The sequence below is a fragment of the Kitasatospora sp. NPDC057015 genome, from assembly GCF_042673745.1.
Taxonomy (GTDB): Bacteria; Actinomycetota; Actinomycetes; order Streptomycetales; family Streptomycetaceae; genus Kitasatospora.
Genome location: NZ_JBHUSG010000069.1, coordinates 1 through 18114 on the forward strand (window position 1 = coordinate 1; position 18114 = coordinate 18114).

Genomic DNA, 18114 nt, shown 5'->3' on the forward strand with positions numbered 1-18114 from the left:
GTCCTGGTCGGCGGTGTCGCAGGCGTCGAGGGTGACGGTGGCGCCGGACGCCTCCAGCTCCGCGTCGAGTTCGGTGGCGCCGGGCGGGGCTGCGCCGCGGCGGCGGCCTCGGCCTGCGCGCGGGCGCTCTCGGCGGCGGAGGTGACGCTGCGTTCGGCGCGGCGCTGGTCGTCCAGGTCGGTGCCGGCGGCGTCCAGTTGCAGCGCCTCCCGGGGGAGCATCACCATCGCGGTGACACCGCCGCCCTGCGCGTTCTCCCGCAGCTGGACCCGGATGCCGTGCCGCCGGGCGAGCCGGGCGACCACGAACAGGCCCATGCTCCGGCCGGTCAGGGCGCCGGCCAGCAGTGCGTCACGCCGGTCGTTGCCCGGTTCGGACGGCTCGGACAGCTGCTCGTTGAGGGCACGCAGCCGCTCACCGGGCAGGCCGATGCCGCGGTCGACCACGGAGATCATCAACTCGCCGTTGTCGAGCAGCCAGCCGCCGATCTCGACCTGGTCCTGCGGCGGCGAGAAGGCGGTGGCGTTCTCCAGCAGTTCCGCGACCAGGTGGCTGGTGTCGTCGGCGACCGCGCCGCTGAGCCGGATCGAGGCGAGGAAGCCCAGTCGCACCCGCTCGTACCGCTCGATCTCGGACACCGCGGCCCGGACGACGTCCAGCAGGGTGACGGTCTTGCGGCTGCGGTGGCTGTTCTCCAGGCCGGCCAGCAGCAGCATGTTCTCGCTGTTGCGGCGCATCCGGGTGGCCAGGTGGTCGAGCCGGAACAGGCTCTCCAACTGCGCCGGGTCGGCCTCCCGGCCCTCCAGCGCCTCGATCAGGACGAGTTGGCGCTCCACCAGGGTCAGGGTGCGCATGGCGAGGTTGACGAAGGTGGAGTCGACGCTGCCCTCCAGCTCGTCGCGCTCCTTCGCCAGGGCGTCCCGTTCCAGCACGAGGGCGTCCCGGGTCGCGGTCAGCACGTCCCGCTCGGCGGCGAGTTCGGTGCCCCGGAGGGTCGCCGCGGCCAGCATCTCGGCACCCTCGTCGGCGTGCCGGGTCAGCTCGTCCAGCGCGGCGGTCAGCTGCTCGCGCTCCTGGAGGAGGGACTGCCGCTCGCCGGCGTAGGCGCTCAGCCGGCGCTCCTGGGTCTCCCGCTCGGCGGCGAGGCCCTGGCGTTCCTCCAGCAGGGCGTTGAGGTTCCGCTCGGCCTGGTCGCGGGCGCGCAGCAGCGGGCGCGCGGTGGCCCGTCGGGCGACGTACGCGCTGCCGCCGGCCAGGACCACGGCTGCGCCGGCCCCCCAGAGCGCGGGGACGGCGGAGCCGTCCACCGTCGCCCCGCAGCCGGACAGCGAGAGGACGGCCAGACAACAGGCGAGGGGGCGCGGGAGGCGCCCGGGGGTCCGCTCGTCGGTCGGCGTCGACCTGGTGAGCGCGGCGCCCTCACCGTCCGGGCTGCTCAGGGCCCCGCCGGGGCGCCGGCGCTCCGTCATCCTTTTACGCAACGGTGCTCACAATCTCGTCAGGCCTCAAATGCCGGAGCACCTCGAGGCCTTCGTGGATCTCGCAGGAGGACGGTAACCCCCGGTCCCGCCGCAGACACCCGCGAGAGTCAACCGTAGAAATAGGTGGACAAACAAGATCAACTCTGTATTTCTCGCAGCCGTTCCTCTGACGAGACGTTACTTCCGGGCGAGTCGTCGCAGGTCAGGGCGGGACTGACAGTCGCATGACGGAAACGTTGGGTCACGAGATGTGACGGAGATCTCATGTCGTCCGCCCGGTTGGTCCGCGTTCGGTCCGAATGGTGGTCAGTGCTCGGACCGATCGGCGCCGACGGCAGGGCGGGCATTCGCCGTGCTCCCCGGGCCCCGGCGCCGCGGTGGGGGCCGGGGCGTACTCGGCGCGGTCCGGTGGTCGCCGCGCGTGGCCGGTCGGCCGAGCGCCGCTCCCGGGGCCGGCTCGGGCGGGGGTGCGGAGCGCGGGGCGGGGGTGGTCGCGCCCGGGCTCGGGGCGGGGCGGCGGGGGGCGGCGCCGGGCCCACCCGGGCGGACGACCGGTCAGGTCTCCGCCGGGGTGGGCGGGCGCGGGCGGGAGCGGACGGACCGGTGGTCTCGGGTCGGGTGCCCGACGGCCCGGGGGAGCGGCCCCCGGCCGGTCAGAGCTTCGGGTCCAGCAGGAGCTTGCCGAAGGTGCGCCGGGCGCGCAGGTCGGTGTGCGCGCGGCCGGCCTCGGAGAGCGGGTAGACGCCGCCGACGTGGGGCTTCAGCCGGCCGTCGAGGGTCATCGCGAACAGCTCGGCCAGCGGCTCGCGGTACATGCCGGGGCGGCTCACGCAGTGCATCAGCCAGAAGCCGACCACGGCGCGCGAGCGCCCCATCAGCTGGGCCGCGGTCACCGGCGTGGGCTCCTGGCGGGAGGCCATGCCGTAGGTGACCAGGCGTCCGAAGGGGGCGAGCGCGGCCAGTGAGGCGTCGAACACCGGGCCGCCGGTCATCTCCAGCACGATGTCGACCTTGCGGCCGCCGTTCGCCTCGATCAGCCGCTCCTTGAGGCCCTCGGCGTCCGCCTCGACCGCCACGTCGGCGCCGAGCTCCAACGCGAGCTCCCGCTTCTCCTTGGACGAGGCGGTGGCGATCACCCGGCCCGCGCCGAACTGCTTGGCCAGCTGGACGGCCAGGGATCCGGTGCCGCCGGCGGCGGCGTGCACGACCACCGACTCGCCCTCGGCGATCCGGGCCGAGGTGCGGAGCAGGTGCCAGGCGGTGAGGCCCTGGACGATCAGGGCGAGCGCCTGGCCGTCGGTCACCCCCTCGGGCACGTCGTGGGCCATCGCCTCCCACACCGCGGCCTTCTCGGCGTACCCGCCGTTGTCGGCGAGCGCGACCACCCGGCGGCCGTCGGCGGTCAGGCCGACCACCTCGCCGCCGGGCACCAGCGGGAGGACCGTCCGGGAGAGGTAGGAGTCCTCGACGGCGTGGGTGTCCGCGTAGTTCACGCCGGCTGCCGAGACGTCCACCAGGAGCTGGCCGGGCTGCGCGACCGGCTCGGGGACGTCCACCAGCTGCAGCACTTCGGGGCCGCCGAACTCGGTGATCCGGATCGCTCGCACAAGCACTCCCTACCAGTGGGTAACCTTTCGCGGCCAGCCAACACCGTCCGATCGCCGGATGTCCAGACCCCGGGACACTCTTTCCCGCGCGTCCCGCCCGGGACCGGGCCGGTCACGGCCCCCGGCCCGCTGCCTCACCCGGCCGCCGGGCCGGTCGCCGGCTCCGGGCCGGCGCCGAGCGCGTGGCCGCCGAAGCCCGCCGTGCCGGCCAGCTGGCCCTCCCACCAGGCGGCCGCACCGCGGGTGTCCATCCCCGTCCAGTCGGGGGCCCGCTCCACCTGGGCCCGGCCCAGTCGGCGCCCGAGGGTGACCAGGGCGCGCCCCGCCGCGCCGCGCTCGCGCTCGTACCGGGCCAGCAGGTCCTCCCAGGAGGCGGCCCGCCGCCAGGCCGTCTCGAAGGCCACGGCGTCCTGCAGGGCCTTGGCGGCGCCGCTGGTGTTGTGCGGGCGCACCACGGTGGCGGCGTCGCCCGCCAGCAGCAGGCGGCCCGAGGTGCGGCGGGGGGTGTCGAGGTCGTAGACGGGCTGGAGGAAGGTCCGCTCGGGCGGCGTGAGGGCGATCAGGGCGGCCCAGTAGGGCGGCAGGCGGCGCTCGGCGAGGCGGCCGACGTGCGCGGTCAGCTCCTCGGCGGCGGCCCCGGGCGGGATGCTGGTCGGGTCGTCCAGCCGCAGGCCGGCGGCGGGCGGCGGGGCGTAGAAGACCCAGTTGACCTCGGCGCCGCCGGGCTCCGTGCCCGGGATCCGGTACAGCACGCACTGGCCGCCGGTGAAGCAGACCGTGACGGCGTGCTCGGCCGGCCAGGCCCGGTCGGCCGGGCCGGCCAGGGCGTCGAGCGCCGCCAGCCGCTCGGCGGGGAAGCTGCCGCGCCAGCAGACGTACCCGGTGTACTCGGGCCGGGCCCCGGGGCAGACGCCCGCCCGCACCACCGAGCGGTAGCCGTCCGCGCCGACCACCAGGTCGAACCGCTCCTCGCCGCCCGAGAGCAGCCGGACGCCGGCGCCCTCGGCCCGGCCCGCCGGGCCCGGGACGCTCGCGGCGCTCGCGACCGGGTCGCCCGTGCGGTACTCGACGAGGGCCGGGGTGCGGGCCCGCAGCCCGCGCCAGAGCAGCCCCCAGTGGTAGGAGCGGAACGGGAACGGCTGGTCCCACAGCAGCCGGCCCAGCGCCGAGCCGTCGGCCGTCAGCCAGTGCCGCCGGGTGAGCCGGTGCCAGGCGATGCCGTCGTCCAGGCAGCCGGCCGCCGCCAGCTCCGCGTACCGGTCGTCGTGCACGCAGAGGCCGACCCCGCGGTCCGTCAGTTCGGCCCGGGTGCGCTCCAGGACGACCACCCGCCGGGCCCCGCCGCGCGCGGCGGCCGCCGCGAACGCGCAGCCCGCGACGGACCCGCCCACCACCGCGACCCGTTCCACCGTCCATGGCCGGACCTCCCCGCCGCCGCGCGTCGCCGCGCCCGCTCCCGGGCCGCTCCGACGACCGTACGACGTGTACGGCCGGCCCGTGGCCGGAACGGGCGCGTCGGCTCCCGGCGGGTCGCCGGCCGCTGCCGGGCCGTCCGCGCGCGGGGGGCGTCGGGGGTCGGGGCGACGGGACGCGAAGGAGGGTGCGGCCCGCCGGGCCGCACCCTCCGGTGATCGTCCGTCCGGGATCAGCAGCTCAGGTTGCTGCCGGCGGTGGTGCCGAGGATCTGGACGAAGCTCTGGTACGAGTTGATCCGGCTCTGGACCTGGGCGGGGTTGCCGCCGTTGCACTCCAGGCTGCCGTTGATGCTGCGGATCGTCTCACCGAAGCCGTAGCCGTTGACCATCGCGTTGTGCGCGGTCATCGTGCCCGGGCCGTTCTGGGTGTTCCAGTACCAGAGGCCGGTCTTCCAGGCCACGGCGGAGTCGGTCTGCACCAGGTTGGGGTTGTGCAGCAGGTCGATGCCCAGGGCGTCGCCCGCCGCCTTGTAGTTGAAGTTCCAGCTCAGCTGGATCGGACCGCGACCGTAGTAGGCCGACTGCCCGGCCGGGCAGCCGTACGACTGCGAAGTGTCGCAGTAGTGCGGGTAGTTGGCGGTGTTCTGCTCCACCACGTACACCAGGCCACCGGTCTCGTGGCTGACGTTCGCGAGGAAGGCCGCGGCCTCCTGCTTGCGGACGGTGTCGGTGCCGGTGCCCGCGAAGCCGGGGTACGCGCTCAGCGCGGCGGTCAGGCCGGCGTAGGTGTAGAAGGAGTTGCGGTTCGGGAACATCTGGTTGAACTGGGCCTCGCTGACCGGGAATCCACCCGGGTTGGCGGTCTGCGTCGGGCTCGGCGAGGTGCCGCCGCCGGTGCAGGTGTAGGGCGACCAGTACCAGGTGCTGATCACCGGGTCGTAGCCCGGGTTGTCGTGGGTGGCCTGGTAGAGCAGGCCGTTGGTGTACTTGACGATCGCGCCGGTGGTGTACGTCTGCCCGGCGACCCAGGCCGGGTACGTGCAGCCGGTGCCCGAGGTCTGGGTGGGCGTCGGGGTGCTCCCGCCGCCGGCGCAGTTGCCCTGGTCGGCCCAGACTCCGGAGGAGCCGCCCGGGGTCTCGTTCTGGGTCCACCACTTCGCGGACCAGTTGTGCGAGTTGTACGAGACCTGGCCGCTGGCCGCGGTGTAGACCGTGGCGGAGTTCCAGGGGGTCGCACAGCCTGCCGCCGAGGCGGAGGCGGGGAGGAGCACGGCCAGCGCAATCGCTGTGGCGACGGCCGCCAGGAGGGCCATCACACGTTTCTGGATCGACATTTCATCACCCCTCGGTGCGGTGGGGGCCGCACGAGTTGGAGGACAGGACGGTCCCGCGGGGGGCCGGCTGTGGGGCTGCCGGGCCCCGACCGGGGTGCGGGCCGGGGCGGAACTGAGGGGGACTCAACCGGAGTGGTCTATACCTGTCAATAGGTATGGACCAAATCTTTCGCAAACCTCCACGAGAGCGCCGGTGTCCACAGGAGCGGAGGTCGTCGCTCCGGACGGCGCCCGGCCGCCCTGCCGACCCGGTCGGCGGGCCGGGTGCGCCGCCCGTTCGTGCACCGGAGGAGGCGGCGGGATCTGGGAGGATGGCCGGATGAACGACTACCCCGGCCCCGGCGCGCCGATCAGGTCGGGCATCCCGGAGCACGGCCGGGTGCCCAAGTACTACGCGGTCAAGGGCGAGTTGGACGCTCTGCTCGACGAACTGGGCGAGGGCGGGGTGCTGCCGACCGAGCGCGACCTCGCCGTCCGCTTCGCCGTCTCCCGGGACACCCTGCGCCAGGCGCTGCGCGAACTGCTGATCCAGGGGCGGGTGCGCCGGCGGGGCCGGAGCACGGTGGTGGCCGGGCCGAAGCTGGAGCAGCCGCTCTCGCTGGCCAGCTACACCGAGGGGGTCCGGCGCCAGGGCCGGGTCCCGGGTCGCAACCTGATCGGACTGGAGCGGTTCGCGGCCGACCCGGCCCTGGCCGGCCAGCTGGGCCTGGCGGCAGGGGACCCGGTCTGGCACCTGGAGCGCGTCCTGCTCGCGGACGGCGAGCGGGTCGGCCTGGAGAGCACCTACCTCGCGGTCGCCCGAGTCCCCACCCTGGACCGGGACTTCGACCCGGGGGCCTCGCTCTACGCGTACCTGGGCGAGAAGCTCGGCATCGGCTTCGGCGGCGCCGACGAGCGGATCGAGACCGTCCTGGCCACCCCGCGCGAGGCCCTGCTGATCGGCACCCCGCCGGCCCTGCCGATGCTGCTGCTGCACCGGCTGACCCAGGACGGCGAAGGCCTGCCGCTGGAGCGGGTGCGCTCGCTCTACCGCGGCGACCGGTTCAGCTTCACCGCCCGGCTGGACGCGCCCGCCTGACCCCCGGCCCGACCGCTTGTACCCGCATCGGGGCACCGGGTGCCGGACGACGTCCGGGTCGGCCGTCGGCGCCGGCCGGGCTCAGTCGAGTGCGGCCCGCACCCGCGCCGCCGCCTCGGCCGCCGCCGCCTCGTCCGGGTAGCGCGAGCGCGGCCAGAAGAACCCGCGCAGCCCGTCCTTCGGATTCCGGGGCACCACGTGGACGTGCAGATGCGGTACGGACTGGCTGATCCGGTTGTTGGCCGCCACGAAGCTGCCGGCCGCCGCCATCCCCCGCTCCACCGCCGCGGTGACCAGCCGTACCCGGGTGAAGAACGGCCCGACATCGGCCTCCGGGAGGTCGGTGACGGTCCGCAGGTGCCGCCGGGGCACCACCAGCACGTGCCCCGGGAAGAGCGGCCGCTGGTCCAGGAAGGCCACCGCCACCTCGTCGTCGAGCACCCGGTGGGCGGGCAGCTCGCCGGCCACGATCGCGCAGAAGACGCAGTCCATCCGACCAGTGAAACCCGCCGGCGCGGCCCGCCCCGGCAGGCCGCGCCGCCCGGTCGCGGACGGCCGTTCCCCGGCTCCGCTACTCGTAGCGGTGGAGCAGCGAATCCCGCTCGGCCTGCTCGATCATCTCGATCGTCAGTGCGGGATCCCTCAGGTGGGAGAGGGTGACCTCGGCGGAACTCGGCGCGGCGTCCGGGGCCGGCCAGCCGGCGGGCTTCCAGGCGGAGCTGCGCAGGAACGCCTTGGGGCAGTGCGCGTAGACCTCCTCGGCCCGCACCACGACGGCGCTGCGCGGCGGCTTGCCGACCGGGGTCAGCCGCTCCAGCAGCAGCGGGTCGGTGGAGACGCAGGCCCGGCCGTTGATCCGCAGGGTGGTGTCACGACCGGGCACCACGAAGATCAGCCCGACCCGGCCGGTCTCGACGATGTTGTGCAGGGTGTCGAGGCGCTTGTTGCCGGTCGCGTCCGGGATCGCCAGGGTGTGCTCGTCCAGCACCGAGACGAGCCCGGCCGGGCCGCCCCGGGGCGAGACGTCGCAGCGGCCGTCCGCGCCGGTGCTGGCGATGAAGACCAGCGAGGAGCAGGCGATCAGCCGGCGGGCGACCTCGTGGATGTGGTCGACCTCCTTGCGGCGGGCGTGGTCGCCGGGCTGCTCGTAGACCTCGCGGAGTTCGGCGGTCGTCGTCAGGGCGGAGCCGCGGAGGCGCTCGAACAGACCGTCCGACGGGGCGGCGACTGCGGTCGGCGGATCGGCGGGGGCGACGGGGTGCGGGGTGCTGGTCATGGCCGCAATCTAGCGAACGGCGGTTCCCGAGGGCCCTGGGCGGCGTCCGCCCGCCGGGCTGCGGCCCGCCCGCCGCCCGCTGCCCGGTGGGCGGACAATGGGGGAGAGGTACCCGGCGGGTCCGCGGGGCGCGCGGCCGGGTCGTCCCGGGCTGCGGGAGGTGGTGGCGGTGATCGTCCGGATCTGGGCGGCCCAGGTGCTGACCGGGCACGTCGACGAGTTCTGCGCGCTGTTGGCCGCCGAGGTGCTGCCGGGGCTCGCGCAGGCGGACGGGTGCCTCGGCGGTGAACTGCTGCGGTCGATGACCGACGACGGCCACCGGGTGCTGGTGGTGACCCGCTGGCGGGACGAGGACGCGCTGCGCGGGTACGCCGGCCCGATGTGGCGGATCCGTCCGGTGTGGGCCGAGGGCGAACTGCGCTACCTCGCACACCCGCCGGAGGTCACCCACTACCGGCCGCTCGCCACCGGCTGACGCGACGCCCGTCCGGCCCGGCCCGGGGTCCTCCCGCTTCGTCGCACGCCATCGCAGGTGCCCCGCCTCGCTGCCTCGCTGCGCCGCCCCGCCTCCCTGCCCCGATGGCGAGTACCGGGCCCCGGCGGCGGGTGCCCGGCCCCGGCAGCCGTCGACCGCGGCGTCCGTGGCTGGCAGGATGGCGCCGAGCAGGCCAGGATCCCCGCCGCCCATCCGCGCGGCGGGTTCCGCACGACCGGGGGACCGCCGGGTCGGCGGGCGTCCCGGCCGGCCCGTCCGCCGGTGGCGCACCCGCCCGCCCGTTCGCCGGCGGCACCCGCCCACCCGCCGTCGGCGGTCCGTCGCCGGCCGTGCCGGGCCCCGTCCTCGCCGTCCTTCCGGAGGTCAACGCCAGATGAGCAACCCCGCAGCCATCCCCGCCCCCGTACCCGTCGACGACCGGGTGAGCGACCTGGGCGAGGGGCCGGTCTGGGACGTCCGCACCAACTCCCTGCGCTGGGTGGACATCCCCGCCGGCGTGGTGCACGACACCGACGGCGGCTCGCACCGGCTGCCGCCGCCGGCGTCGGCGATCCTGCCGACCGCCGACGGCTGGGCGGCGGTGCTGCGCGACCGGGTGGTGCGGTTGGACGGCCCGGCGGTGGCCGAGGTGCCGCTCGGCGGCGCCGAGCGCTGCAACGACGCCAAGGCCGATCCGGCCGGCCGGCTCTGGGTGGGCACCATGTCCGGTGACGAGCGGCCGGGCCGGGCCGCGCTGTTGCGGGTCGACGGCGCGGTCGCCACCGAGGTCATCTCCGGGGCGACCATCGCCAACGGCCTGGGCTGGAGCCCGGACGCCCGCCGGATGTACTGGATCGACACCCCGACCCGGCGGATCGACGTGCTGGACTACGACCTCGCCGACGGCAGCGTCCGGGGCCGGCGCCCGTTCGCGGAGGTGGACCCGGCGGCCGGCTGGCCGGACGGTCTGGCGGTGGACGCGGAGGGCGCGCTCTGGGTCGCGCTCTGGGGCGGTTCGGCCCTGCACCGCTACACACCGGACGGCCGGCTGGACACCGTCCTGCCGATCGGGGTCGCCTGCCCGACCAGCTGCGCGTTCGGCGGCGAGGACCTTCGTACACTGTTCATCACCACCGCCCACCGCCCGGACGAGAAGGGCGAGTTCGCTCCCGACGCGGGCCGTCTGCACGCCGTCCGGGTGCCGGTGCCCGGGCCGCCGCCCACCATGGCGGTCCTCCCGGCCGGCCCCGCCCTGCCGGGTGCCGCGGTCGCCGGGGCGTGATCGGACCGGGGTGCGGCGCATTCCCGGTGGTCGAGTGAAACAGAGCACAGTGCAGGGCTCTCCCTGAGCGATCGCCGGGCGTGGCACAATGACGGCAGTAGTAGTGACGTTCAGCGCACTCCGGGGTCGGTGAAAATCCGAACCGGCGGTTACAGTCCGCGACCCGTCCGCAGCCAGCGGGCGGTTGACCAGGTGAGATTCCTGGACCGACGGTTAAAGTCCGGATGGGAGGCGTGCGCGACGGGATCGAGCAGTGCCGTGGTCCTCCCGGGGACCGCGGGTGGTGTGCGGACAGGAGAGCTCTCCGCGGCGAAGGCGCCGTTCGGAGCGGCTCCTCCCGGCGTACGCCCGTATCTGTGGCGTTCCGTGTCCTCTCCCATGCCCACCCCGGAGTCCGCGCCCCAAGCGCGAGGAGAACCCGGGTGTTCACCGGCATCATCGAAGAGCTCGGCGAGGTCGTCTCCATCGAGGAGATCGGCGACTCGTCGCGGATCCGCCTGCGTGGCCCGGTGGTATGTCAGGGCGCGCACCACGGCGACTCCATCGCGGTCAACGGCGTCTGCCTGACCGTCGTCGACACCCCCGATCAACTGGCCTCCGAGAGCGGTGAGTTCACCGCCGACGTGATGGCCGAGACGCTGCACCGCTCCAGCCTCGGCGCCCTGCGCACCGGCTCCCCGGTCAACCTGGAGCGCGCCATGGCGCTCGGGGACCGACTCGGCGGGCACCTGGTGCAGGGTCATGTGGACGCCACCGGCGCCCTGTTGAGCCGCGAGCCCGGCGACCTCGACGCCGACGGCGCCACCCGCTGGGAGGTGCTGCGGTTCTCGCTGCCGTCGAGCATCTCGCGCTACCTCGTCGACAAGGGCTCCATCACGGTCGACGGCGTCAGCCTCACCGTGGTCGAGGCCGCCCGCGACAGCTTCACCGTCAGCCTGATCCCGGCCACCCTCGCGCTGACCACGCTCGGCGCCAAGGCCGTCGGTGACCCGGTCAACCTCGAGGTCGACGTCCTCGCCAAGTACGTCGAGCGGCTGCTCGACACCCGTGCCCTGCCCGATCCGACCCTGAAGGAAGCCTCGTGAACTGGCTCAGCGGTGTCGCCTTCACCGCCTTCGGCGAGCCCGTGAAGTGGGCCGACATGTTCGGCAACCTGCTCGGCCTGAGCGCGCTCGCCCTCGGCTGGCGGCGCTCGGTCTGGAGCTGGCCGCTCCAACTGCTCTCCGGCGCGGTCCTGATCGCCGCCTACTTCTCCGGCCACGTCCCCGGCCTGATCGGCAAGCAGCTGATCGTCATCGCCGCCGCCGGCTGGGGATGGGCCCGGTGGCGCCGCGGCAGCCGCGACTCCGGCGAGATCGCGGTGCGGTTCGCCACCTGGACGGAGCGCGCGGTGCTGGCGGGCGCGACCGCGCTCGGCACCGTGGGCCTCGCCTGGCTCTTCCTCGCCAACCCCACGCTGTCCTGGAACCCCTGGGGCGACGCCTACATCTTCGTCGGCACGCTGGCCGCGATGTACGCCCAGGGCCGGGGCTGGGTGGAGTTCTGGTTCGCGTGGATAGCCGTCGACGTGGTCGGCGTCCCGCTCGCCTTCGACAGCGGGTACGCCTTCTCGGGCCTCACCTACAGCATCTACTTCGTCCTGGTCCTGCTCGGCCTGCGCGGCTGGTGGCTGCGCACCCGTGACGCCCGTCCCACGACCGACACCGTCCTGCAGGGAGTCTCCGCATGAGCACTCGGCCCGTCACCGACGACCTCGCCCTCGACCCGGTCGAGCGCGCCATCGCCGACATCGCCCTCGGCCGCCCGGTGATCGTGGTGGACGACGAGGACCGCGAGAACGAGGGCGACATCGTCTTCGCGGCCTCCGCTGCCACCCCCGAGCTGCTGGCCTTCACCATCCGCTACAGCTCCGGCGTGATCTGCGTCCCGATGACCGGCGACGAGCTCGACCGCCTCAAGCTCCCCCCGATGACCGTGGTCAACGAGGACCGCAAGGGCACCGCCTACGCCGTCTCGGTCGACGCCCGCGACGGTGTCGACACCGGCATCTCGGCCGCCGACCGCGCCCGCACGGTGCGGCTGCTCGCCTCCGAGGGCACCGAGCCGGGCGACCTCACCCGCCCCGGCCACGTGTTCCCGCTGCGCGCGCTGGACGGCGGCGTGCTGGTCCGCCCCGGCCACACCGAGGCCGCGGTCGACCTCGCCCGGCTCGCCGGGCTGCGCCCGGCCGGCGCGATCTGCGAGGTGGTCAACGACGACGGCAGCATGGCCAGGCTCCCCGAGCTGGTCGCCTTCGCCCGCGAGCACGGCCTCGCGATCATCTCCATCGAGGACCTGATCGCCTACCGGCGCCGCACCGAGCTGCACGTGGACCGCGCCGCCGTCACCGCCCTGCCCACCGCCCACGGCGAGTTCACCGCCGTCGGCTACCGCGGCACCCTGGACGGCATCGAGCACATCGCGCTGGTCGCCGGCGGCCTGGACGCCGACGGCAGAGTCACCGACGGCGAGGGCCTGCTGGTCCGGGTGCACTCGGAGTGCCTCACCGGCGACGTCTTCGGCTCGCTGCGCTGCGACTGCGGCCCCCAACTGGAGGCCTCGCTGGAGAAGGTGACGGCCGCCGGCCGCGGCGTGGTGCTCTACCTGCGCGGGCACGAGGGCCGTGGCATCGGCCTGGCGCACAAGCTCCGCGCGTACGAGCTGCAGGAGCAGGGCCGCGACACCGTCGACGCCAACCTCGACCTCGGCCTGCCCGCCGACGGACGGGACTACAGCATCGGCGCCCAGATGCTCAGCGACCTCGGGGTGCGCTCGCTGACGCTGCTCACCAACAACCCCGACAAGATCGCGGCACTCACCGAGCACGGCCTCAAGGTGACGGGCCGCGAGCCCGTGCCCACCGAGCCGGGCGAGCACAACCTGGCCTACCTGCGCACCAAGCGCGACCGGATGGGCCACGAACTGCCCTGGCTCGGCCAGGACTCGGACTCCTGACCGCTTCACCCGCACCACCACCCACCATCCCCACCACCCACCACCGACGGGAAGTACCGACGTGAGCGGCCACGGAGCCCCCGAGCTGACCCTGAAGAACTGCGCCGACCTGCGGGTCGCGGTGATCGCCGCCCAGTGGCACGAGCAGGTGATGAACGGGCTGCTGGACGGCGCCCACCGGGCGCTCAAGGAGCTCGGCATCGAGGAGCCGACGGTGCTGCGGGTGCCCGGCACCTTCGAGCTGCCGGTGGCCGCCAAGCAGCTCGCCGAGCGCGGCTACGACGCCGTGGTCGCCCTCGGCGTGGTCATCCGCGGCGGTACCCCGCACTTCGACTACGTCTGCGAGGCGGCCACCCTCGGCCTCACCCAGGTCAGCGTGAACACCGGCGTCCCGGTCGGCTTCGGCGTGCTGACCTGCGACAACGAGGAGCAGGCGCTGGACCGCGCGGGCCTGCCCGGCTCCGCCGAGGACAAGGGCCACGAGGCCGTCACCGCGGCCGTGGCCACCGCCGCGGTGCTGCGCTCGGTCTCCGAGCCCTGGCGCTGACGCCCGCCCGGCCGACGGCCCCGCGCCCTCCCTCCCGGCACCGGCCGGGGGGAGGGCGTCGTCCAAAGCGGTGTCCACGGTCCGGGACCGTTTACCGCCCGTATGCCCGCAAGCCGTAAGGTGAGTCCATCATGGCTTCGAAGACATTCGAGGAGCTCTTCACCGAGCTCCAGCAGAAGGCCGCCACCGGCGACCCCTCGTCCTCCCGTACCGCGCAGCTCGTCCAGCAGGGCGTTCATGCGATCGGCAAGAAGGTCGTCGAGGAGGCCGCAGAGGTCTGGATGGCCGCCGAGTACGAGACCGGCGAGCAGACCGCCGAGGAGATCTCCCAGCTCCTCTACCACCTCCAGGTGATGATGGTCGCCAAGGGGTTGACGCTCGACGACGTGTACGCCCATCTCTGAACCGATCCCGTCTCCGAACCGATCCGACACCCGGTACGGGCCGCCGCCGCGCGGCCCGTCGCGCCGGTCCGACCGCCTGCCGTACCCGCTGCACCCCTCACCCGCTACCTCAGCGAAGGATTGACCACTCATGCTGCGCATCGCCGTCCCCAACAAGGGTTCGCTCTCGGGTCCCGCGGCGGAGATGCTCCATGAGGCGGGCTACCGCCAGCGCAAGGACCCCAAGGAACTCGTCCTGGTCGACCCGAACAACGAGGTCGAGTTCTTCTTCCTGCGCCCGCGTGACATCGCCGTCTACGTCGGCTCCGGCCGCCTGGACGTCGGCATCACCGGCCGCGACCTGCTGCTGGACTCCGCCTCCAACGCCGAGGAGGTGCTCGCGCTCGGCTTCGGCGGCTCGACCTTCCGTTTCGCCCGCCCCGTGGGCGTGGACGTCGACGACGTGAAGGGCCTGGAGGGCCTGCGGATCGCCACCTCGTACACCGGTCTGGTGGAGCAGCACCTGGCCGACCACGGGGTGCAGGCGACCGTCACCAAGCTCGACGGCGCGGTGGAGACCGCCGTCCAGCTCGGCGTCGCCGACGTGATCGCGGACGTGGTGGAGACCGGCACCAGCCTGCGCAACGCGGGCCTGGAGGTGTTCGGCGACCCGATCCTGGTCTCGGACGCCGTGGTGATCCGGCCCAAGGGCGCCGGCGAGGACACCCGGGTCGAGCAGTTCCTGCGCCGCCTGCAGGGCGTGCTGGTGGCCCGCCGCTACGTGCTGATGGACTACGACATCCGGGCCGAGAACGTCAGCGCCGCCGTGGCGCTCACCCCGGGCCTGGAGTCGCCGACCGTCTCGCCGCTGCACACCGAGGGCTGGGTCGCGGTCCGCTCGATGGTGCTCCGCAAGGAGGCCCAGCGGATCATGGACGACCTCTGGAGCATCGGCGCCCGGGCCATCCTGGTGACCAACATCCACGCCTGCCGGCTCTGAGACCGGCCGGTCCCGGACCGACCTCTCAACCGACCGGACACGGGCGGGGGCCCCGCGCCCCCGCCCCGTTCACCGTCTGGAGACACCCCGTGAGCGCCCCCGTCGAGCTTCCCGTCACCTGGTTCCCGCGCCGCACCCGTGCGGTGCTGCTGCCGGTCAGTGCCCTGCTGGTGGTCATGTTCAGCGTGATCGCGGTCGCCCTGCCGGCGAACTGGCAGCTCAACGACCGGGTGGCGATGGTGGTCAGCGGACTTGTCTTCGCCGGGGCCGGCCTGCTGCTGGCCCGCCCCAGGGTGTCCGCCGACGCGGACGGCGTCACGGTGGTCAACTTCCTGCGCAGCCGCCGGCTCGCCTGGGCGGAGATCGTCCGGGTGAACTTCCGCCAGGGCGACCCGTGGGCCAGCCTGGACCTGGCCGACGGCACCTCGCTGGCGGCCGTCGGGATCCAGTCGGGCGTCGGGCAGCAGCAGGCCGTGAGCGCGGCCCGGGCCCTGCGCGACCTGGTCGAGGCGCACAGCCCGGAAGCCGCCGCCAGGGCCTGACCCGCCGGCCCGCCCCCGGCCGCCCGGCCCGCATCCGCCGTCGCCGATCCGCCGTCGGCCTGCCGCGCCGCCCGGTCCGCTCACCCCGACCGGCCGGTTTTTCGGGCACGCCGCCCGATCGAACAAGATCCTTACTGTCGTACGGGTATCGTCTACGCTGGTAAAAGCAGGGCAAAGCCCTGCGCTGTCGACCCGCGACCTGAGGAGTGACACCTCCCCTCGATGGACGATCCGTCCGGTAGTACCTGCGCCGCCCCCCTTCCGGCCCCCGGAAGGCAGGCGGCACTGTGATCACCGCCTGGCTGCTGTTGCTCGCAGCCTTCCTGCTGATCCTGGCCAACGGCCTGTTCGTGGCCGCCGAGTTCGCCTTCGTGACGGTCGACCGCGGTGCGGTGGACCGGGCCGCCGAGGCCGGTGACCCCAAGGCCCGCCGGATCAGCGCCGGGCTGAAGGAGCTCTCCTTCCAGCTCTCCGGCGCCCAGCTCGGCATCACCGTCACCTCGCTGGTGGTCGGCATGCTCGCCGAGCCCGCCCTGTCCGTCCTGCTGAGCCCGGTCCTCACCGGCATGGGCGTGCCCGAGTCGGCCGCCCGCGGTGTGGCCGTCATCGTCGGCATGGTGCTGGCCACCGTCCTGCAGATGGTGATCGGCGAGCTCGTCCCGAAGAACTGGGCGATCTCCCACCCGCTGCTGGTGGCCCGCGCGGTCGCGGCCCCGCACATGGCCTTCTCGGCCGTCTGCCGGCCGCTGATCAGCGTCCTGAACGGCGCCGCCGACCGGACCGTCCGGGCGCTGGGCGTCGAGCCGCAGGAGGAGCTGGGCCACGCCCGCACCCCCGCCGAACTGGTCTCGCTGGCCCGCCACTCGGCCAGGGCCGGCGTGCTGGACGAGGAGTCGGCGACGCTGTTCGTGCGGACCCTCGGCCTCGGTGAGCTCACCGCCCAGAGCGTGATGACCCCGCGTGTGGACGTCGCCGCCCTCTCGCGCGACGCCAGCGCCGCGGACGTCCTCAACCTCACCCGGGCCACCGGGCTGTCCCGGTTCCCGGTCTACGCCGACACCCTGGACGAGGTGACCGGCACCGTGACGCTCAAGGACGCACTGGCCGTCCCGCTCGCCCACCGCGGCGCCGTCCGGGTCGCCGACCTGGCCACCGCCCCGCTGCTGGTGCCCGAGACGCTGCCCGCGGAGGCGCTGCTGGAGCAACTGCGCCGCCAGCAGCCGATGGCCATCGTGGTGGACGAGTACGGCGGCACCGCCGGCGTGGTCACCATCGAGGACATCGTCGAGGAGATCGTCGGCGAGGTCCAGGACGAGCACGACCCGGAGGACACCCCCGAACTGGTCCCGCTGCCGCCCGTCGACGGCCTGCCCGCCTGGGCGGCCGACGGCAAGGCCCGGATCGACCAGCTGGAGGGCATCGGACTGCACGCCCCCGAGGGCCCGTACGAGACGCTGGCGGGTCTGGTCGCGGACCTGCTGGGCAAGCTGCCGGCGCCCGGTGAGCGGGCCGAGCTGCCCGGCTGGCGCCTGACCGTGGAGAACGTCGACCGGCACCGGACGACCAGGGTTCGCGTCGAGCGCACCAACGAGCACCCGCACGACGAGGACGAGACCCGATGACCGCGCTCCAACTGGCCGCCGCACTCCTGCTGCTGCTGGGCAACGCCTTCTTCGTCGGCGCCGAGTTCGCCGTCATCTCGGTCCGCCGCAGTCAGATCGAGCCGCTCGCCGAAGCCGGCAACAAGCGGGCCAGGACCGTGCTGCACGCGCTCTCCAACGTCTCCGCGATGCTGGCCGCCGCGCAGCTCGGCATCACCGTCTGCTCGCTGGGTCTCGGTGCGCTGGCCGAGCCCACCATCGCCCACCTGGTCGAGGGCCCCTTCCACGCGATGGGCGTCCCCGACGGTCTGATGCACCCGCTCTCCTACGGACTGTCACTGGCCGTGGTGGTGTTCCTGCACATGGTGATGGGCGAGATGGTGCCCAAGAACCTGGCGCTGGCCGGCCCGGAGAAGGCCGCGCTGGTGCTCGGCCCGCCGCTGGACCGCCTGGCCCGGGTGCTCGCCCCGGTGATCAGCTTCCTGAACGCCTTCGCCAACGCCATCCTGCGGCTGTTCAAGGTGGAGGCCAAGGACGAGGTCGAGTCGGTCTTCACCACCGAGCAGCTGATGTACCTGCTGCTCGACTCCCGGGACGCCGGGCTGCTCGACGTGGACCGCCAGGAGCGCCTGGAGGACGCGCTGGAGCTCGGCCACCGCCCGGTCACGGACGTGGTGCTCCCGCCGGAGCAGCTCGTCACGGTCGGGACGAAGGTGACCGCGGCCCAGATCGAGGAGCTCGCCGTGCGCACCGGGTTCTCCCGCTTCCCGGTGGTCGACGGCGACGTCGCCGCCAACGGCTTCCTCGGGTACCTGCACCTCAAGGACATCCTGGACGTCGAGGACCCGACCGCGCCCGTCCCGGCCCGGCTGTGGCGGCCGATCACGGTCGTCCGCGGCAGCCTGCCGCTGGACGACGCGCTGGGCGCGATGCGCAGGGCCGCCTCGCACCTCGCCGCGGTGATCGACGCCGAGGACCGCACGCTGGGGCTGATCGCCCTGGAGGACGTGGTGGAGGAGCTGGTCGGCGAGGTGCACGACCCGGACCACCGCCCCGCGGCGGCCTAGCCGTCGGGCGCGGGCCGGGGGAGCGTCGCCTC

General features: G+C 74.1%; 18 protein-coding genes and 1 riboswitch. Of the genes, 12 read left to right on the plus strand and 6 right to left on the minus strand.

Annotated features, from left to right (window positions below; translation table 11 throughout):
* From ACFTWP_RS38155 to ACFTWP_RS38170, 4 genes are all read right to left on the minus strand, one after another.
* Positions 1 to 1469: ATP-binding protein (locus ACFTWP_RS38155; protein WP_380269730.1), on the minus strand; the 1469-nt coding region annotated here is incomplete at its 3' end.
* Between the two features lie 665 nt (positions 1470 to 2134).
* Entirely contained in the window at positions 2135 to 3088 is a 954-nt protein-coding gene (locus ACFTWP_RS38160) for a zinc-binding alcohol dehydrogenase family protein (protein ID WP_380269731.1), read from the minus strand.
* Positions 3089 to 3222: 134 nt separating this feature from the next.
* The gene (locus ACFTWP_RS38165; protein WP_380269732.1) at positions 3223 to 4497 is read right to left on the minus strand and encodes an FAD-dependent monooxygenase; all 1275 of its coding nucleotides are present in this window, start codon (positions 4495 to 4497) and stop codon (positions 3223 to 3225) included.
* A 236-nt stretch (positions 4498 to 4733) separates the two neighbouring features.
* Positions 4734 to 5837 carry a glycoside hydrolase family 19 protein gene (locus ACFTWP_RS38170; protein WP_380269734.1) on the minus strand — a complete coding sequence of 368 codons (1104 nt, stop codon included), beginning with the start codon at positions 5835 to 5837 and terminating at the stop codon, positions 4734 to 4736.
* Positions 5838 to 6156: 319 nt separating this feature from the next.
* Between ACFTWP_RS38170 and ACFTWP_RS38175 the strand changes: the two genes are divergently transcribed.
* On the plus strand, positions 6157 to 6915 hold the full coding sequence (locus ACFTWP_RS38175) for a GntR family transcriptional regulator (RefSeq protein WP_380269735.1): 759 nt from the start codon (positions 6157 to 6159) through the stop codon (positions 6913 to 6915).
* Between the two features lie 81 nt (positions 6916 to 6996).
* Here ACFTWP_RS38175 and ACFTWP_RS38180 read toward each other — a convergent pair whose 3' ends face one another.
* Together ACFTWP_RS38180 and ACFTWP_RS38185 are read right to left on the minus strand one after the other, a co-directional pair.
* Complete coding sequence (locus tag ACFTWP_RS38180; RefSeq protein WP_380269736.1) at positions 6997 to 7407, minus strand: HIT family protein; 411 nt, start codon at positions 7405 to 7407, stop codon at positions 6997 to 6999.
* A 79-nt stretch (positions 7408 to 7486) separates the two neighbouring features.
* On the minus strand, positions 7487 to 8191 hold the full coding sequence (locus ACFTWP_RS38185; protein ID WP_380269737.1) for an MSMEG_1061 family FMN-dependent PPOX-type flavoprotein: 705 nt from the start codon (positions 8189 to 8191) through the stop codon (positions 7487 to 7489).
* Between the two features lie 169 nt (positions 8192 to 8360).
* On the opposite strand from ACFTWP_RS38185, the gene ACFTWP_RS38190 reads away from it, so the two are divergent.
* From ACFTWP_RS38190 to ACFTWP_RS38240, 11 genes are all read left to right on the plus strand, one after another.
* Positions 8361 to 8666 carry an antibiotic biosynthesis monooxygenase family protein gene (locus ACFTWP_RS38190; protein ID WP_380269738.1) on the plus strand — a complete coding sequence of 102 codons (306 nt, stop codon included), beginning with the start codon at positions 8361 to 8363 and terminating at the stop codon, positions 8664 to 8666.
* Positions 8667 to 9060: 394 nt separating this feature from the next.
* Positions 9061 to 9948, plus strand: a complete 888-nt coding sequence (locus ACFTWP_RS38195) for an SMP-30/gluconolactonase/LRE family protein (RefSeq protein WP_380269739.1) — start codon at positions 9061 to 9063, stop codon at positions 9946 to 9948.
* 112 nt (positions 9949 to 10060) lie between these two features.
* Positions 10061 to 10188: riboswitch (FMN riboswitch) on the plus strand.
* A 182-nt stretch (positions 10189 to 10370) separates the two neighbouring features.
* Positions 10371 to 11033 carry a riboflavin synthase gene (locus tag ACFTWP_RS38200; RefSeq protein ID WP_380269741.1) on the plus strand — a complete coding sequence of 221 codons (663 nt, stop codon included), beginning with the start codon at positions 10371 to 10373 and terminating at the stop codon, positions 11031 to 11033.
* The gene (locus ACFTWP_RS38205; RefSeq protein WP_380269743.1) at positions 11030 to 11677 is read left to right on the plus strand and encodes a nicotinamide riboside transporter PnuC; all 648 of its coding nucleotides are present in this window, start codon (positions 11030 to 11032) and stop codon (positions 11675 to 11677) included. Before ACFTWP_RS38200 ends, ACFTWP_RS38205 begins: the two co-directional genes overlap by 4 nt.
* A complete protein-coding gene (locus ACFTWP_RS38210; RefSeq protein ID WP_380269744.1) occupies positions 11674 to 12942 on the plus strand; it encodes a bifunctional 3,4-dihydroxy-2-butanone-4-phosphate synthase/GTP cyclohydrolase II in 1269 nt (422 codons plus the stop codon). Before ACFTWP_RS38205 ends, ACFTWP_RS38210 begins: the two co-directional genes overlap by 4 nt.
* 61 nt (positions 12943 to 13003) lie before the next feature.
* Positions 13004 to 13489 carry a 6,7-dimethyl-8-ribityllumazine synthase gene (gene ribH, locus ACFTWP_RS38215; protein ID WP_266318604.1) on the plus strand — a complete coding sequence of 162 codons (486 nt, stop codon included), beginning with the start codon at positions 13004 to 13006 and terminating at the stop codon, positions 13487 to 13489.
* Between the two features lie 131 nt (positions 13490 to 13620).
* Complete coding sequence (locus ACFTWP_RS38220) at positions 13621 to 13893, plus strand: phosphoribosyl-ATP diphosphatase (RefSeq protein ID WP_380269745.1); 273 nt, start codon at positions 13621 to 13623, stop codon at positions 13891 to 13893.
* Positions 13894 to 14023: 130 nt separating this feature from the next.
* Positions 14024 to 14872 carry an ATP phosphoribosyltransferase gene (hisG, locus tag ACFTWP_RS38225; protein ID WP_380269746.1) on the plus strand — a complete coding sequence of 283 codons (849 nt, stop codon included), beginning with the start codon at positions 14024 to 14026 and terminating at the stop codon, positions 14870 to 14872.
* An 89-nt stretch (positions 14873 to 14961) separates the two neighbouring features.
* Positions 14962 to 15414: a PH domain-containing protein gene (locus tag ACFTWP_RS38230; RefSeq protein ID WP_380269747.1), complete on the plus strand. Its 453-nt coding sequence runs from the start codon at positions 14962 to 14964 to the stop codon at positions 15412 to 15414.
* 287 nt (positions 15415 to 15701) lie between these two features.
* On the plus strand, positions 15702 to 17036 hold the full coding sequence (locus tag ACFTWP_RS38235) for a hemolysin family protein (protein ID WP_380269748.1): 1335 nt from the start codon (positions 15702 to 15704) through the stop codon (positions 17034 to 17036).
* The gene (locus ACFTWP_RS38240; protein WP_380269749.1) at positions 17033 to 18082 is read left to right on the plus strand and encodes a hemolysin family protein; all 1050 of its coding nucleotides are present in this window, start codon (positions 17033 to 17035) and stop codon (positions 18080 to 18082) included. The genes ACFTWP_RS38235 and ACFTWP_RS38240 overlap by 4 nt, the downstream gene beginning before the upstream one ends.
* Positions 18083 to 18114: the final 32 nt, after the last annotated feature.

What these genes read in the sequence shown, in the direction of transcription:
- hisG (WP_380269746.1), top strand. Translation starts at nt 14,024, where the DNA reads ATGCTGCGCATCGCCGTCCCCAACAAGGGTTCGCTCTCGGGTCCCGCG.
- ACFTWP_RS38240 (WP_380269749.1), top strand. Translation starts at nt 17,033, where the DNA reads ATGACCGCGCTCCAACTGGCCGCCGCACTCCTGCTGCTGCTGGGCAAC.
- ACFTWP_RS38170 (WP_380269734.1), bottom strand. Translation starts at nt 5,837, where the DNA reads ATGTCGATCCAGAAACGTGTGATGGCCCTCCTGGCGGCCGTCGCCACA.
- ACFTWP_RS38220 (WP_380269745.1), top strand. Translation starts at nt 13,621, where the DNA reads ATGGCTTCGAAGACATTCGAGGAGCTCTTCACCGAGCTCCAGCAGAAG.
- ACFTWP_RS38185 (WP_380269737.1), bottom strand. Translation starts at nt 8,191, where the DNA reads ATGACCAGCACCCCGCACCCCGTCGCCCCCGCCGATCCGCCGACCGCA.
- ACFTWP_RS38210 (WP_380269744.1), top strand. Translation starts at nt 11,674, where the DNA reads ATGAGCACTCGGCCCGTCACCGACGACCTCGCCCTCGACCCGGTCGAG.
- ACFTWP_RS38180 (WP_380269736.1), bottom strand. Translation starts at nt 7,407, where the DNA reads ATGGACTGCGTCTTCTGCGCGATCGTGGCCGGCGAGCTGCCCGCCCAC.
- ACFTWP_RS38175 (WP_380269735.1), top strand. Translation starts at nt 6,157, where the DNA reads ATGAACGACTACCCCGGCCCCGGCGCGCCGATCAGGTCGGGCATCCCG.
- ACFTWP_RS38195 (WP_380269739.1), top strand. Translation starts at nt 9,061, where the DNA reads ATGAGCAACCCCGCAGCCATCCCCGCCCCCGTACCCGTCGACGACCGG.